Genomic DNA, 15605 nt, shown 5'->3' on the forward strand with positions numbered 1-15605 from the left:
TTGGCAGCGAAGTTCGACGGCAGAGGCAGCAGAAAGTTTCTGGAAAATTCAGCACGCTAACGCTCCTACGGGGCAGCCACAGAGAGGCGTCATTCAATGAAGAAGACAGCAACCACCGGGTTCTCCCGCAGGATCTTCCTGGGAGCGGCAGTCACGGCAGCGGGCCTGGGCCTGAGCGGCTGCGCTGGAGGTGGTTCCCCGGCAGCCGGCGGCAACGTTGAACTCAACTTCGTCTACTGGGGTGACGCCAACCGGGCCAAGATGACGGACGCGGCCATCAAGGTCTTTGAAGAGAAGAATCCCGGCATCACTGTCAAGAGCGAGTACCAGGACAGCGGCCCCTACGCGGACAAGCTGGCCACCCGCTTTGCCGGCGGCAACCCGCCGGACGTTCTCAACATGGCCAACAGGACCCTGCTTGAGTATGCCCAGCGCGGCACCTTGGCCGATCTCAAGTCCCTGCCGGAAATCGAACTGGGGGACATTCCCCAGACCATCCAGAGCCGCGGCGAGGTGGACGGCAAGCTGTACGGGCTTGCCACGGGCGTCAACCTGATTGGCATGGTGGTGAACAAGACCATCACGGACCAGGCCGGCGTCACCATCCCTGACGACAAGACCTGGAGCTGGGAAGACTATGCAAAGTTTGCCACCGAGGTGAGCCAGAAGACCGGAGGGAAGGTTTACGGCGCAGGTTACGATGTCTCGACCGAAACCGGCCCCATCCTGTTCGCCCGGCAGCGCGGCGAGGACTTCTATACCGAGGACAACAAGCTCGGCGTCAGCGAGGACACCATCCGCGAGTGGTTCCAGTACAGCGTTGACCTGCGCAACGCCGGCGGGTACCCGCCAGCTGGCTTCTTTGAGCAGATTGGCGGCTCAGCGGCTCAGTCCTATTTGGCGAAAGGGACTGTAGCTTCCCAGATCATCCCCATCAACAACTACAAGGCCTACAACGAAGCCGCCGGCGGCAACGTTGTGCTCTTGAGGATGCCTGGTGAAACCACCGAGAAGCGGCGCGGTTACTCCGCCGATCCCAGCATGCTTTGGTCCATCGCTGCCAAGTCCAAGCACCCCAAGGAAGCGGCCAAGTTCGTAAACTTCCTGATCAACGACGCCGACGGCGCAGCCGAGACGCTCACCCAGCGCGGTGTGCCGATCAACCCAAACGTCACCGAAGCCATCAAAGCAAAGCTCGGGCCGGACGACACGAAATTTGTCCAAATGGTGGCCGACATCCAGAAGGATGACCTTCCGCCTGCCTACGTCTACCCCAAGGGCGCCAGCGTGGTGGCTGACACCCTCAAGCAGCTGGCCACCGAGGTGGAGTTCGGCAGAATCACCCCGGCCGACGCCGCCAAGACCTTCCTCGAGAAGAGCAATGCAGCCATCAACAAGTAGCACCAGCCCACAACAGAAAGGAGCCTGACGCATGTCGGTACTGACCAAACAAGCCCCCGGCGCGGCGGCCTCGCTTGCGGCAGGACCTCCGGGCCGCCGGAAGCAGGGCACCGCGCGGCGAAAGAACCAGCGCTCGGGCTACCTGTTCCTGCTGCCCTGGTTCCTGGGCATGCTTTTCACCATCATTCCGTTCTTCGCCTCCCTGTACCTGGCGTTCACGGACTACAACCTGTTCACCGAACCCAACTTCGTGGGGCTGGCAAACTTCCAGGCGATGACCGAGGACCCCCGGCTGTGGCAGTCGCTGAAGGTCACGTTCATCTACACCTTTGTTTCGGTGCCCATTTCGCTGGCCGTCGCCCTGCTCATCGCCCTGGTGCTCAACCGCGGCCTGCAGGGCCTGAAAATCTACCGGTCCGTGTACTACCTGCCCTCCCTGCTGGGCGGCAGCGTGGCCATCGTGATGCTGTGGCGCTACATCTTCGGCAACGAAGGAATCGTCAACGGTTTCCTTGGTCTTTTCGGGATCGCCGGCCCGGCCTGGGTCACGGATCCCAACTTCTCACTGAGCACCCTGATCGTCCTGAACGTCTGGACCTTCGGCTCACCCATGGTCATCTTCCTGGCCGGACTGCGGCAGGTCCCCACCATGTACTACGAGGCGGCGTCCATCGACGGGGCGTCCCGGTGGCGGCAGTTCCGCAACATCACCATCCCGCTGATCAGCCCCATCATCTTCTTCAACCTCATCATGCAGCTCATCGGGTCCTTCCAGACCTTCACCCAGGGCTACGTCATGAGCGGCGGCACCGGCGGCCCGGCTGATTCGACGCTGTTCTACAACCTCTACCTGTACCAAAAGGGCTTCACCGAATTCGAGATGGGGTACGCCTCGGCGATGGCCTGGCTGCTGCTGATGATCATTGCGATCTTCACCGCCATCAACTTCATCGCATCCAAGTTCTGGGTCTTCTACGACAATTAAGGCAACCCCATGGCACTCCTCGAATCACCTCCCACATCAGCCACCAAACCCGGCAAGCCGTCGAAGCAGCCCAAGCAGGCGGATCCGGAAGACGCCCTCACCGGGACCCGGGGCACCCGGTTTTCCCGGCACCTGATCCTCTGCCTGGTGGGGCTGGTGATGTTGTATCCACTGCTGTGGCTGATCTCCAGCTCCTTCAAGCCCAGCAATGACATCTTCCGGCAGCTGGGGCTATGGCCGGACAACTGGGATTTCAGCAACTACGCCGAGGGCTGGACCGCGCTCAACCAGCCGTTCCACGTTTACCTGATCAACTCGATGATCGTGGTGGTCTTCTCCATCATCGGCAACATCTTCTCCTGTGCCCTGGCGGCGTACGCCTTTGCCCGGATGGAGTTCACGGGCCGGAAGCTGTTTTTCGCCCTGATGCTGGGCACGCTGATGCTCCCGGGGCACGTGCTCCTGGTGCCGCAGTACATCATCTTTTCGCAGCTCGGCTGGCTGGACACCTACCTGCCGCTGATCGTGCCCAACTTCATGGCCACCAACGCGTTCTTCATTTTCCTCATGGTGCAATTCATGAAGGCGCTGCCCAGGGAACTGGACGACGCCGCGCAGATCGATGGCTGCGGACCATTCCGCACGTTCCTGCGGGTCATCCTTCCGCTCTGCGTTCCCGCCATGGCCACCACCGCCATCTTCACGTTCATTTCAACGTGGAACGAGTTCTTCGGACCCCTGCTCTACATCCAGAACCAGGACCTCTACACCGTCCCGCTGGCGCTCCGGGCCTTCATGGACTCCGAGGGCCAGAGCATGTGGGGACCCATGTTCGCCATGTCCGTGGTGTCCATCGCACCCATCATCGGCTTCTTCATTGCCGGCCAGAAGTACCTGATCAACGGCATCGCCACCACGGGCCTGAAGTAGCCCGCGTCTCTCCACGCATCACCCGCTCAACAACACAATGCACGGTGCCCGGGCTGGAGGCTGCCCGGGTGCCGGAACAAAGGAGTTTTGCATGAGTTTGCGTCGGTTCTTAGGTGCGGCAACCGCCGTCGTCCTCCTGTCCAGCCTGGCCAGCGCCCCGGCGACGGCGGCACCGCCGCTGCACGCGTCCGGCACCGCGGCCCCGTCCGTCCAGGCACCTTCAGTCCTGGCACCCGCCGTCCTTATCCCTTCTTCGCTGTCCGAGGGGAATGGGCCGCTGTGGAAGCAGACGCCCGATGGCTTCGCATCACTGCCCGGGAACGGGCTGGCGGGCACCACCGGCGGGCAGGCGGGACGGATTGTCACGGCCACCACCATCGCCCAGCTCCAGGAGTATGCCTCCGCTGCAGAGCCACTGGTGATCTTCATCAGCGGCTCCCTCACGGCTGATCAGTACGTCAAGATGCCTGTCGCTGCCAACAAGAGCTTCATCGGCATGGGCGCTGGGGCCGAGGTGGTCAACGCCGGCTTCAAGCTGATTAATGTCTCCAACGTGATATTCCGAAACTTCACGGTCCGGGATTCCTACATTCCGGGTGATTGGGACGGCAAGCGGCCGGACAACGACCGTGACGGCATCCAGCTCGATACCAGCCACCACGTCTGGGTGGACCACATGAAGTTCGAGCGGATGGGCGACGGCCTGATTGATACCCGCAAGGACTCGGACTACCTGACCTACTCATGGAACGTGTTCGCGGACAACAACAAAGCCCTGGGAGTGGGCTGGACCGCCAACGCCGTCACGAAGATGACCATCCACCACAACTGGATCCGCAACACCACCCAGCGGAACTTCAGCCTGGACAACACCGCCGCCGCACACGTCTACAACAACTACCTGCAGGACGTTGGCCAGTACGGCATGATGGGCCGCAACAACGCCAAAGTGGTGCTGGAAGGAAACTACTTCACCGCCGTCCAGGACCCGATTGTGGCCAAGGACTCCGCCACCCAGGTGGTAAACCGGGACAACATCTTCGACTCCACCCGGGGCCGCAAAGACAACGTGGGAACCGCATTCGACCCCGTCGCGAACTACTCCTACACCGTGGACAGCGCCGCGGCAGTGCCGGGCATTGTCAGCGCCGGCGCCGGACCCCGCGAAAACAATGCAGCGAACAAGGCCGCAAACATCACCGTGGCACTGGACGGGACGGGAGAATTCGGCAGCCTGCAGGCCGCCATCGGCTCCATCCCTGCCGGCAGCACCCAGCCACGGACCATTACCGTGAAGCCCGGCACCTACCGCGAAGTGGTGAACGTCTGGGCGGACCGCCCCAACCTCACCATCCAGGGCGCAACAGCCAACCCGGCCGACGTCGTCATCACTTACGACCTGCCCGCGAACGGTGCGAAGTTCTTCGGCGGAACCTGGGGAGCCGTGGGCAGCGCCACGCTGACCGTGGCAGCCTCGGGCACCACCGTCCGGAACCTGACAGTGGAAAACGCCTACGACGAGGCAGCCAACGGCGGAAGCCAGGCGCTGGCCGTCCGCAGCGTCGCGGACAAGGTGGTGTTTGACGGCACCCGATTCCTGGGCAACCAGGACACCTACCTCGCCGACACCACAGGCCGGGACGCCACCGCCAGGACCTACCTGAAGAACTGCTACATCGAAGGCGACGTGGACTTCCTGTACGGCCGCGGCACGGCGGTCTTTGACGGGTGCACCATCCATTCCCTGGACCGGGGAAGCGATACGAACAACGGCTACATCGTGGCCCCTAGCACCAAGAACTCCAACCCGTACGGCTTCCTGATCGTCAACAGCACGCTCACCTCCGAGGCCGCTCCGGGCACCGTCAGCCTGGGCCGTCCCTGGTTTGCCAGCAGTGATCCGGACGCCTACCCCATGGCGGTCATCCGGGATTCAGTCCTGGGCAGCCACATCGCGGTCCAGGGCTGGGCGGATATGAGCGGCCACGCGTGGACTGAGGGCCGGTTCGCTGAGTACAAGAACACCGGCCCCGGTGCCTACGTGAACGAGTTCCACCCCCAACTGTCCGACGTTGACGCCGCCAGGTTCGCCGCGGAAGCGTTCCTCGGTGACTGGACCCCGGCAGGACGTGGCTGAGCGATGACCTGCAACCACTATTTCGAGGAGAACCACCAATGATGTCCCTGGCTGGATCGGTTGTACTGGCCACCGCTGTTGTCCTCGCCGGGCCACTTCCCGGGCCCGCCCCATACGTCGCGGAGCATGCACCGGCCTCCACCGACCTGGGGCGGCAAGTCCTGGCCGCAGGTGACGGCTGGGCCTCCGCCGAGGGCGGAACCACCGGCGGCTCCAGCGCGGCACCCGGGAACGTGCACGAAGTTTCAACGAGGGATGAACTCGCCGCCGCGGTGGCGGGAAACGAGCCCAAGATCGTGTACGTAAAGCAGGGCTTCAACGCAAACACCGCCTCGGATGGCACCGCCATCACGTGCGAGGATTACGCAACCGGCGGCTACTCACTTGAGGCCTACCTTGCGGCTTTCGACCCTGCGAACTGGACGGGGCCGGCATCCGGCCCCCTCGAAGACGCCCGCAAGGATTCAAGTGCGAAGCAGCGCGAACGGGTCCGGGTCAATGTCGGCGCCAACACCACCATCGTTGGCGTCGGTGACGTCCAGCTCACGGGCTTCACGTTGAACATCGACAATGTGGATAACGTGATTGTCCGCAACCTCCACCTCTCTGACGCCTACGACTGCTTCCCGGGCTGGAACGGGGACACCTGGAAAACCGAATGGGACAACCTCGTGGTCTCCGGCTCCACCCATGTGTGGCTGGACCACCTGACCCTGGACGACGGCAAAACAGCCGATGCCGGCCAGCCCCGGTATTTCGGTGAACGGTTCCTGCGGCATGACGGCCTCCTGGACGTGGTCCGGCAGGCAGACCTGGTCACCATCTCCTGGAGCCGGCTCTCGGGCCACGACAAATCCATGCTGTGGGGCAACGGAGACGGGGCGACGGCGGACCGCGGCAAGCTGCGGGTTACCCTCCACCACAACGAATTCGTGGACCTTGGGCAGCGTGCGCCCCGGGTCCGGTTCGGGCAGGCGCACGTGTACAACAATGTGTACCGCGTGACGGACCGGGCGCAGTACCAGTACTCATGGGGTGCGGGCGTGGAATCCAGCATCATCGCCCGTAACAACACGTTTGAGCTCACGGAAGGCATCCCGGCCGCACAGATTATCCGGAATTTCGGCGGCACGGGAATCGACGAGGCAGGCACCTGGGTCAACGGCCGGAAGGTCAACGTCCTGGACGCCTATAACGCTGCCAACCCGGATGCTGCGCTGGCCCCTGCAGTCAGCGGCACCGCCGGGCCTCACCTGCGAATCGAGCCGGCTCCGGCAGCCCGGGAAAGGGTGGGCCGTGAAGCAGGGTCTGGCCAAGGCTCTTGAAGTCCTACTAGTCTTCAGGAACGGCCCGCAACCGGGAGCAACGATGATCACGAGGAGCGAAGTTGTCCAACCACACGTACAGCATTTCTGAAATTGTCGGTACCTCCACGGAAGGTGTGGACGACGCCGTGCGGAACGGGATCGCCAAGGCCTCCCAAACCCTCCGCAACCTTGACTGGTTCGAAGTCAAGGAAGTCCGGGGCCACCTCGAAGACGGCAGGGTGGCGGACTGGCAGGTGACCATCAAGATCGGTTTCCGCCTCGAAGAACAGTAGGACGCGCCCTTAAACGGATGAAGAAGGCCGTGGCCCCGGAGGTCACGGCCTTCTTCATGCGGCACATCCCTCGTGCCGGTACTGCGGGGGCTTCGCTTTAGTAGGCCTGTCCCAGCGACCGGCGCCGCCATACTGTGGGAACGCCGTCGAACGCGGGAAAAACGTGGCCCTCGAAGAAAGACAACACCGTGTGTGGATCGTGGTCCGGGCTCCACAGTCCGGACACCGGGCAGTGCGAGCCGGTGGACGTCGAGGCGGTGCCGGCGGGAGCGGCCTGGCGTTCTTTCAGCAGCGCGATGCGTTTCATCGTTGAGACCATCCTTGGGAAGAAGTGTGTTCCCCCCAGCCTACGAAACCCCACGGGTCGCCAAAATGGATTCCTGGCCAAACAATGAACCTTTGCTTGGTCAAACGTACAAGGCGTTTAGGACTCTGCGACGCCGGAGGGTGGAACCTCGGTTGCCCGCTCCCGTTCGGACGGCGCCTCGCCCGCGCCCAGGCTGCCCAGCAGGGCCAACGCGTCCGACGACGGCGAGCCCGGTTTGGCTGAATACACCCTCAGCACCTGGTCGGGGTCGTCCGGAAGGGCGAGGCTCTCAAAGTTCAGTTCGAGGTCCCCCACGGTGGGGTGATGCAGGCGCACGATGCCCGCAGACCGGCTGGCCACCCGGTGCCCGGCCCACCACTGACGGAACTGTTCGCTGTTCACCGCAAGCTCCCCCACCAGCTGGTTGGCCTGCGGATCGTTCGGGTGGCGGCCCACATCGAGCCGCAGCGCCCCCGCCGCCTCGGCCGCCAGCGTCTTCCAGTCGCGGAACAGCTCCCGGGCCGCCGGATCGAGGATGAGCCAGCGGGTGAGGTTCCGCTCCGCCGCGGGCAGCGAGGGAAAGTCGGTAAACAGCAGGTACGCCATCCTGTTGCCGGCAAGGACGTCGTTGCGGCGGCCCAGCAGCAGGGCGGGCACATCGCCCACGGCCTCGAGCAGCTGCCGCAGCCCCGGCCGCACTCCCTGGGCAGTCGGACCCGTGGCCCGCGGGTTGGCGGCGCAGTTCTCCAGCAGGTCCATCATGTGCGCATGCTCGCTGCTGTCCAGCCGCAAAGCCCGCGAAACCGCGTCAAGGACCGTCCGGGAAGGATGGATGTTGCGGCCCTGTTCGAGCCGTACGTAGTAATCCGTGCTGACGCCGGCAAGCCGGGCTACTTCCTCGCGCCGCAACCCCGGCACGCGGCGGGCGCCCGTAGTGGGCCCGGCACCGGCATCCTCCGGTGTCAGGCGCGACCGCATGGCTTTGAGGAATTTTCCGAACTCGGCACTTTGACCCATGCTGACCATTCTGCCCGCCCGTCCGGCACTCCTCCTACACCGAAGGTAGGACTGCCGGTCCTAGGAAAAACAGGATCACGGTCACCTGCTGACGCGGCGGGCAAAAGTGCATAGGCTCAATACTGAGCCATCGGAAACCGCTTTCTCCCCTGTCGAGCCAACGGCACCGATCCCAGCACCAGCATTATCCAAGGAGCACCATGTCAGAGCTGACACTGAACAACGGCGTCACCATCCCCCAGCTTGGCCTCGGCGTTTTCCAGGTCCCCCCGGAAGACACCCAGCGGATCGTCGAGGACGCGTTCGAGGCGGGTTACCGGCACATCGACACCGCTGCCGGATACCGCAACGAGGCCGGCGTCGGCGCCGCCATCGCGGCGACGGGCATCGCGCGCGAGGACATCTTCGTCACCACCAAGCTCCGGAACGGCGAGCAAGGCAAGGCCCAGGAAGCGTTCCAGAACAGCCGTAAGGCGCTGGGACTCGACTTCGTCGACCTCTACCTCATCCACTGGCCCGTCCCGTCGCAGGGACTTTTCGTCCAGGCCTGGAAGGAACTGGAACGGCTCTACGACAACAAGCAGATCCGGGCCATCGGCGTCTCCAACTTCCTCTCCGACCACCTGGACACCCTGCTGGAATCGTCCGAAATCGTCCCGGCCGTGAACCAGATCGAACTGCACCCCAGCTACCAGCAGGCAGACCTTGCGGCCAAGTGCCGGGGCCTCGGTATCGAAGTGGAGGCCTACAGCCCGCTCGGGCAGGGCGGCGACCTGAACGGCAACGCCGTCACTGCCATCGCAGACGCCCATGGAGCCACCACGGCACAGGTGGTGCTCGCCTGGCACCTCGCCTCCGGAAACATCGTGATCCCCAAGTCGGTGGACCCCGGCCGGATGCGCGAGAACTTCGCTGCGTCCTCCCTGACGCTTTCCGACGACGAACTGGCCAGCATCACCGCCCTGGAGTCCGGTGCCCGTATCGGCTCCGATCCCGCCGTCGCGTCCTTCACCCAGATGTAGGTTTCGGCCGGCTCAGCCACCGGGGCGCCGGGCCCAGCCACCGCAGCGTCGGACGCGAATCCGCCGGTCCGGCAGCCCCACCCCAATCTCCGAGAGGAACCCAGCAATGCAGTACACCCATCTTGGCCGCTCAGGCCTGCAGGTCTCCCGCCTTTGCCTTGGCACCATGAACTTCGGCCCCCAAACCGAGGAAGCCGACGCGCACAGCATCATGGACTCCGCGCGGGAGAACGGCATCAACTTCTTTGACACCGCCAACGTGTATGGCGGTGCCGGCCACCGCGGCTGGACCGAAGAGATCATCGGACGCTGGTTCGCCAAGGGCGGCGAGCGCCGCGAACACACGGTGCTGGCCACCAAGCTCTACGGCACCATGACGGACCGGCCCAACGAATCCAAGCTCTCCGCGCTGAACATCCGGCGTGCGCTGGATGCCAGCCTCAAGCGGCTGCAGACGGACTACATCGACGTCTATCAGTTCCACCACATCGACAGGAATACACCGTGGGACGAGATCTGGCAGGCCATCGAGGTGGCAGTCCAGCAGGGCAAGATCCTGTATTCCGGCAGCAGCAACTTTGCCGGCTGGCACATTGCCCAGGCCCAGGAGGCAGCGCACCGGCGCAATTACACGGGCCTGGTCAGCGAGCAGTCCATCTACAACCTGTTCCGCCGTGAACTGGAGCTTGAGGTCATCCCGGCAGCGCAGCAGTACGGCCTGGGGCTCATCCCGTGGTCACCGCTGCAGGGCGGCCTCCTGGGCGGCGTGCTGAAGAAGGAACGCGACGGCGTCCGGCGCACCGAGGGACGGGCCCTGGAAACCCTAAAGAAGCACGAGGACCAGATCCGCCAGTACGAGGATCTCGCCGATGACCTGGGGCACGAACCAGGGGACGTCGCACTGGCCTGGCTCCTGCACCAGCCCGCCGTTACGGCACCGATCGTCGGGCCCAGGACGCAGGAACAACTGGATGCCGCCATCCGTGCCCTGGATGTCACCCTCGATGAGGACGCGCTCAAGCGGCTGGACCACATCTTCCCGGGGCACAAGACCGCTCCGGAAGACTACGCGTGGTGACCCCACCGTCAGGTGCCGGGACGTCCTCGGGGACGGTGGCGCCGAGGAGCATCCTCTTCATCGGCGGCACCGGGGTCATCAGCGCGGCGGCGGCTGAGCACGCCGTCGCGCTGGGCCACCGGCTCACCATCCTGAACCGGGGCCGGTCCACCCGGCCGGTTCCGGACGGCGCGGAGGTCCTGCATGCGGACGTCCGGGACCCGGCGTCGGTCAGGGACGTGCTGGGGGCGAGGGAGTTCGACGCCGTTGCGGACTTTATCTCGTACACCCCGGACCAGGCGCAGGCCGGGCTCGAGCTGTTCCGCGGCCGGGCCGGGCAGTACGTGTTCATCAGTTCCGCGTCGGCCTACCAGAAGCCGCCCACCCGGTTGCCCATCCTGGAATCCACGCCGCTGAAGAACCCGTTCTGGCAGTACTCCCGGGACAAGATCGCCTGCGAGGAGCTGCTGTTCCGCGCCTACCGGGACGAGGATTTCCCGCTCACCGTGGTGCGGCCCTCCCACACCTATGACCGGACCAAGATCGCCATGGTGGGCGGCTGGACGGACATCCACCGCATGCGGGCGGGCCTCCCCGTCATGGTCCACGGCGACGGCACCTCGCTGTGGACCCTGACCCACAGCAAGGACTTTGCCAAGGCCTTCGTGGGTCTGCTCGGCAGGTCTCAAGCGGTGGGTGAAAGCTACACGATCACCTCTGACGAGTACCTGCCGTGGAACCAGATCTACCGGCTGTTTGCCCGGGCTGCCGGGGTGGCTGAGCCGGAACTGGTGCATGTGGCCTCGGAGACCATCGCGGCCCACAGCCCGGAGCTCGGGCCCAACCTGCTGGGCGACAGATCGCATTCAGTGGTGTTCGACAACACCAAGATCAAGTCCCTGGTCCCGGAGTACACCGCCACCATTCCGTTCGCCGACGGTGCCCGGGAGATCGTCCAGTGGTACGACGCCAACCCGGAGCTGCAGCAGGTGGACCAGTCCTACATGGACCTCAGCGACACCCTCACCACTTGGGCCGCGGGCGGCGCGCACTAGCGCCTCGCCGGGACAAACAGAAACAAGCAGGACAAAGGACGCCGACGGCGGGGAGGTGGGCTCCCGCCGTCGGCGTCCTTTTTCCTGCAGCGCCCCACGGCGCAGACGGCCTACCGCTTGGGCCAGGTGCCGGCGTCGTCCGCGGCGAACGCATCCAGCGCCGGCAGTGCGTGCCCGGCAAAGTCGAAGACTGCCTGGTTTTCCCAGGCATTGCCCGATGCGGGGTCGGCCGGATCCCAACCGTTGCCGGGTACCGACGTCCAGGCGGGCTCCCAATAGACGGCGCCCAGGCCGCGTCCGCCGGGAGCGGATGCCACCACGTCCTGCACCGCCCGGAAGTTGGCGGCATGGCCGGCCGGTGTTGCCGGGTAGCCCTTGACGAGCTGGGACCCGTTGGCGATCACGTTTTCCCACGGGGCGTTGGGGTTGTCCTCGAGGGTGAACGGGTACGAGGTTTCCACCACCAGCACGTCCTTGCCGTACCGCTGGGACAAGGTGGTCACGGCGTTCTGCAGGTCCGCCAGGGTTCCGTGCCAGTACCCGTAGTAGGACAGGCCAATGATGTCCATGGGCACGCCGCGCTTGGTGGCTTCATCGAACCACCAGGTCAGCCCGCCGATGCCGTTGTTGATGTTGGTCAGGTGGAGCACTGTCCTGGTGTCCGGGCTGACGTCCTTGACGGCACGGGTTCCAGCCTTGAGGAAGGTAGCGAGGTTGTCCCACTGGGCACCGTCCACGCCGTCAGCTGGATCAACGTCCCAGGTCTGGCCCAGCGGCCAGAGCATGCCGGGGTTGATTTCGTTGCCCACCTGCGCGGCGTACGGCGTGATGCCGGCGGACTTCAGCGCAGCCATGACGTCCTTGGTGTGTGCGTAGACGGCGTCGGCCATGGCTGCCGCCGACAGGCCCTTCCAGGCAGCGGGAACGCTCTGCGCCCCGGGATCGGTCCAGCGGTCGGAGTAGTGGAAGTCCACCAGCACCTTCATGCCCTGGGCCTGGGCGCGTTTAGCCATGTCCACCACCTGCTGCCGGGTGTTGTAGCCATCGGCCGGATTGACCCAGACCTTAAGGCGGACCAGGTTGGCGCCGGCATCGGCAAAAGCCTCCACCGGGTCTACCCGGGTACCGTCCGCCGTGGCGTACACGGCGCCGTGGTCCTCGTTCTTGGGAACGCCGGAGAGATCGGCGCCGCGGAAGGTCCGCTCCACCCGGCCTTCGACGAAGGTCACGTTGTCCATGCTGGCCCACGCCCCGGCGCCCGTGGTTGTGAGGGAGAGGGTGCATTTGCCCGCGACGTTGGCGCTGACGGCGAGGGTCAGCCACTGGTCGTCGGTTTCCGTGGAGGGCACGACGGTGGAACCGTCCCTTCCGCATCCTGTGAGGACCAGGCGCGACGAATTCACCGGGCCGCCGGACTTGATCGAGGCGCGGAAGGTCCACCACCCCTTTTTCAGGCCTGTGACGGTCTGGGAGGTGGTCACCGTGTTGTCCGAGGCCAGGTAGTGGGTAAGCCGGTGCGCCGAGTCGGCTCCCCCGGACTCCACCGCGGCCGCGCCGGCCGGGCCGGAAACGGACCAGCCCGCGGTCCCCGCTTCGAAGCCCGGGTTAGATACGGACGCCGGTCCAACCCCGGCCGGCCTGCCCTGGGCCGGGGCAGCAGTGGCAGGGCCGGCAGCCAGCAACGCTCCTGCCAGGGCCAGCGCGGTGACGGCGGCCAGGGTCCGGCCGGATGGCAACGTCCGGCCGGAGAGTCGTAAGCGGCCGGACAGTCGTTTACTCGCAGTGCGCATCGTGCGGGGATTGATCACTGGGGCGTCCTCCTTGACGTTGAGCCGTGGTTGTGGAAACCGGCCAGGGCCTGGGCGGCCCCGGCCGGCGGTCTGTAGGGCTAGCTGGATCCTTCGGGGTGCCGGATGACCCGCACGGTTCCGGCCGGAATGGAGGCGACGCCGTCCACCCTTTCACCGGAAACCATGTCCAGTCCCGAGACTGCGAATGACGCGTCAGCCTCGGTGTGGTTGATCAGGAACGTGAAGCGGTCTGCACCGTTGCTGCGCACGGACACCTCAAGGCCGGACGGGTGCCCGTCTCCTGCGGACAGCCCGGCGTGGGCCAGCGCCTCCGCCAGGATGGCGGCCAGGCCGCCGTCGTCCAGGTCCGTGGAGACGTACCAGGCCGTGCCACGGCCGAAGGCGTTGCGGGTAATGGCCGGTCCCGGCGCGGCCGGACCGTCCTGGTAGCGGGCCACGACGTCCGCGGTGGTGGGGTGGATTTCCTCGGACCAGATGGTGCCGGTCCCCCGTCCGGCACTGAGCTGGACTGCCTGGTGTTCGCGCAGGGGCAGGAATTCGTGGATTTCCAGCCCCAGCAGGTCACGCAGCGGACCGGGCGAAGCTCCCGCGGGAACGGTGTCCGTGGCGTCCACGATGCCCGAGAAGTAGGACACCACCAGGTGCCCGCCGCCCTGGACATAGTTGCGCAGGTTGGCCGCCGCAAGTTCGCCCACGAGGTACAGGGCCGGGGCGAGCACCAGGTCGTAGCCGGATAGATCCGATTCCGGGTGGGCGAAGTCCACGGCAACGCCACGGTTCCACAGCACCGAGTAGTAGGCCTCGATCCGCTCGCGGTGGGTCAGTTCGTTGCTGGGCCGCCACTCCAGGTCCTGGGCCCAGAAGGATTCGACGTCCCACAGGATGGCCACTTTGGCGGTGACAGTGGAGCCCTTCACGGCCGTAAGTTTCTTCAGGTCGTCGCCCAGGTCCAGGACTTCCCGCCAGATCCGGGTGCCCGTACCGGCATGCGGAAGCATGGCCGAGTGGAACTTTTCCGCCCCGAAGCGGGAGGCGCGGAACTGGAAGAACATCACGGCATCGGCACCGCGGGCAACGTGGGCCAGGCTGTTGCGGGCCAGCTCCCCCGGACGCTTGGCGATGTTGCGGCCCTGCCAGTTCACGGCGCTGGTGGAGTGCTCCATCAGCATCCACGGCTTGTTTCCGGCCAGTGAGCGGGTCAGGTCCGCATCCATGGACAGGAGAATGTGGTTGTCCGTCCGCTGCGCCACGAGGTAGTGGTCATTGGCCACGATGTCCACCTCCCGGCTCCAGGCCCAATAGTCCGGGGACAGGCAGTTGGTGGCCATGAAGTTGGTGGTCACCGGGGTGCTGGGGGCGTAGCGGCGGATGACGTCGCGTTCTGCAATGAAGCACTCCAACATGGCGTTGGAGGTGAACCGGGCGAAGTCCAGCCGCTGGCCCTGGTTGCTGACGCTCGCGGAGATCCGCGGGGCATCGATCTCGTCCCAGGCGTTGTATTTCTGTCCCCAGAAGAGGGTGCCCCAGGCCGCGTTAAGCGCGTCGAGGCTGCCGTAGCGGGCCTGCAGCCAGGTCCGGAACGCCGCCACGGAGGCGTCATCGTAGGACTCGCTGACGGGAGCGCCGTACTCGTTGTGGACATGCCAGAGGACGACGCCGGGGTGGGAACCATAGCGCCGCGCCAGCTGTTCGGTGATGTTTACCGCAGCCCGGCGGTAGTCCGGCGAGCTGGGCGCGGCCATTCCGCGGGAGCCGTGGCCAAGAGTGAGCCCGTCCCGCGTCACGGGATGGGCCTGGGGGTACTTCTTCCAGAACCACGCCGGCGGGGCGGCGGTGGGGGTGCCCAGGTCGATGCTGATACCGGCATCGGTGAGCTGGCCGACAAGGTGGTCCAGCCACTCGAAGTCGTACTCCCCTTCCCGCGGTTCCAGCAGGACCCAGGAGAAGATCCCAACGCTGACCAGGTTGATGCCGGCTTCGCGCATCAGGGCGATGTCCTCCACCCACACCTCGCGGGGCCACTGCTCCGGGTTGTAGTCCCCGCCGTAGCAAAGGCCCGCCGGGCGCTGGACCCACGGCGCCGGCGCGAGTCCAGGTGCTGGTGCCTGCAGGACGTCTGTCATCGGGTGATCTCCTTAGAACTGTGTGCGCTCCCAGTAGTATCACAGCTCTTCAATGAAGTGATACAGGCAATATTTTGTTGACATAGATCACAACTGTGTGAATTACTGGAACCGCTCACAGGACTTGGTTGACGCAGTGTGTCCGCTTCCGCCGCAGCAC

13 protein-coding genes are annotated in these 15605 nt (G+C 65.2%); 9 read left to right on the forward strand and 4 right to left on the reverse strand.

Going from position 1 to position 15605, the window contains the following annotated elements:
* Window positions 1–96: 96 nt before the first annotated feature.
* The 6 genes from OVA06_RS16085 (at window position 97) to OVA06_RS16110 (ending at window position 7053) form a co-directional block, all read left to right on the forward strand.
* Window positions 97–1401 (forward strand): ABC transporter substrate-binding protein, encoded by a 1305-nt coding sequence (locus OVA06_RS16085; protein WP_268159671.1) that lies wholly within the window; start codon window positions 97–99, stop codon window positions 1399–1401.
* Between the two features lie 31 nt (window positions 1402–1432).
* Window positions 1433–2386, forward strand: a complete 954-nt coding sequence (locus OVA06_RS16090; protein ID WP_261618657.1) for a carbohydrate ABC transporter permease — start codon at window positions 1433–1435, stop codon at window positions 2384–2386.
* A 9-nt stretch (window positions 2387–2395) separates the two neighbouring features.
* Window positions 2396–3316: a carbohydrate ABC transporter permease gene (locus OVA06_RS16095; RefSeq protein WP_268159673.1), complete on the forward strand. Its 921-nt coding sequence runs from the start codon at window positions 2396–2398 to the stop codon at window positions 3314–3316.
* Between the two features lie 91 nt (window positions 3317–3407).
* On the forward strand, window positions 3408–5453 hold the full coding sequence (locus OVA06_RS16100) for a pectinesterase family protein (RefSeq protein WP_268159675.1): 2046 nt from the start codon (window positions 3408–3410) through the stop codon (window positions 5451–5453).
* 38 nt (window positions 5454–5491) lie between these two features.
* Window positions 5492–6778, forward strand: coding sequence for a pectate lyase family protein (locus tag OVA06_RS16105; protein WP_268159677.1), 1287 nt, complete (start codon window positions 5492–5494; stop codon window positions 6776–6778).
* 62 nt (window positions 6779–6840) lie between these two features.
* Complete coding sequence (locus tag OVA06_RS16110) at window positions 6841–7053, forward strand: dodecin (protein WP_268159679.1); 213 nt, start codon at window positions 6841–6843, stop codon at window positions 7051–7053.
* 97 nt (window positions 7054–7150) lie between these two features.
* On the opposite strand, the gene OVA06_RS16115 is transcribed toward OVA06_RS16110, so the two are convergent.
* Both OVA06_RS16115 and OVA06_RS16120 read right to left on the reverse strand, forming a co-directional pair.
* On the reverse strand, window positions 7151–7360 hold the full coding sequence (locus OVA06_RS16115; protein ID WP_015935719.1) for a hypothetical protein: 210 nt from the start codon (window positions 7358–7360) through the stop codon (window positions 7151–7153).
* Window positions 7361–7477: 117 nt separating this feature from the next.
* Complete coding sequence (locus OVA06_RS16120) at window positions 7478–8377, reverse strand: helix-turn-helix domain-containing protein (protein WP_268159681.1); 900 nt, start codon at window positions 8375–8377, stop codon at window positions 7478–7480.
* A 200-nt stretch (window positions 8378–8577) separates the two neighbouring features.
* Between OVA06_RS16120 and OVA06_RS16125 the strand changes: the two genes are divergently transcribed.
* The 3 genes from OVA06_RS16125 to OVA06_RS16135 all read left to right on the forward strand — a co-directional run bounded on the left by OVA06_RS16125 (window position 8578) and on the right by OVA06_RS16135 (window position 11511).
* Window positions 8578–9399, forward strand: coding sequence for an aldo/keto reductase (locus OVA06_RS16125; protein ID WP_268159683.1), 822 nt, complete (start codon window positions 8578–8580; stop codon window positions 9397–9399).
* A 106-nt stretch (window positions 9400–9505) separates the two neighbouring features.
* Entirely contained in the window at window positions 9506–10477 is a 972-nt protein-coding gene (locus tag OVA06_RS16130) for an aldo/keto reductase (RefSeq protein WP_261618651.1), read from the forward strand.
* Window positions 10471–11511, forward strand: coding sequence for an NAD-dependent epimerase/dehydratase family protein (locus tag OVA06_RS16135; protein ID WP_442793559.1), 1041 nt, complete (start codon window positions 10471–10473; stop codon window positions 11509–11511). The genes OVA06_RS16130 and OVA06_RS16135 overlap by 7 nt, the downstream gene beginning before the upstream one ends.
* Before the next feature lie 110 nt (window positions 11512–11621).
* Here OVA06_RS16135 and OVA06_RS16140 read toward each other — a convergent pair whose 3' ends face one another.
* Together OVA06_RS16140 and OVA06_RS16145 are read right to left on the reverse strand one after the other, a co-directional pair.
* Window positions 11622–13319, reverse strand: a complete 1698-nt coding sequence (locus OVA06_RS16140) for a glycoside hydrolase family 53 protein (protein WP_268159689.1) — start codon at window positions 13317–13319, stop codon at window positions 11622–11624.
* Between the two features lie 80 nt (window positions 13320–13399).
* Window positions 13400–15445 carry a beta-galactosidase gene (locus OVA06_RS16145; RefSeq protein WP_268159691.1) on the reverse strand — a complete coding sequence of 682 codons (2046 nt, stop codon included), beginning with the start codon at window positions 15443–15445 and terminating at the stop codon, window positions 13400–13402.
* Window positions 15446–15605: the final 160 nt, after the last annotated feature.

The sequence above is a fragment of the Pseudarthrobacter sp. SL88 genome (genome assembly GCF_026672455.1).
Classification (GTDB): Bacteria; Actinomycetota; Actinomycetes; order Actinomycetales; family Micrococcaceae; genus Arthrobacter.

Bases quoted from the DNA above. Each gene is read 5' to 3' on its own strand.
- OVA06_RS16090 (WP_261618657.1), top strand. From the start codon at position 1,433: ATGTCGGTACTGACCAAACAAGCCCCCGGCGCGGCGGCCTCGCTTGCG.
- OVA06_RS16105 (WP_268159677.1), top strand. From the start codon at position 5,492: ATGATGTCCCTGGCTGGATCGGTTGTACTGGCCACCGCTGTTGTCCTC.
- OVA06_RS16115 (WP_015935719.1), bottom strand. From the start codon at position 7,360: ATGAAACGCATCGCGCTGCTGAAAGAACGCCAGGCCGCTCCCGCCGGC.
- OVA06_RS16100 (WP_268159675.1), top strand. From the start codon at position 3,408: ATGAGTTTGCGTCGGTTCTTAGGTGCGGCAACCGCCGTCGTCCTCCTG.
- OVA06_RS16085 (WP_268159671.1), top strand. From the start codon at position 97: ATGAAGAAGACAGCAACCACCGGGTTCTCCCGCAGGATCTTCCTGGGA.
- OVA06_RS16145 (WP_268159691.1), bottom strand. From the start codon at position 15,445: ATGACAGACGTCCTGCAGGCACCAGCACCTGGACTCGCGCCGGCGCCG.
- OVA06_RS16130 (WP_261618651.1), top strand. From the start codon at position 9,506: ATGCAGTACACCCATCTTGGCCGCTCAGGCCTGCAGGTCTCCCGCCTT.
- OVA06_RS16125 (WP_268159683.1), top strand. From the start codon at position 8,578: ATGTCAGAGCTGACACTGAACAACGGCGTCACCATCCCCCAGCTTGGC.
- OVA06_RS16120 (WP_268159681.1), bottom strand. From the start codon at position 8,377: ATGGGTCAAAGTGCCGAGTTCGGAAAATTCCTCAAAGCCATGCGGTCG.
- OVA06_RS16095 (WP_268159673.1), top strand. From the start codon at position 2,396: ATGGCACTCCTCGAATCACCTCCCACATCAGCCACCAAACCCGGCAAG.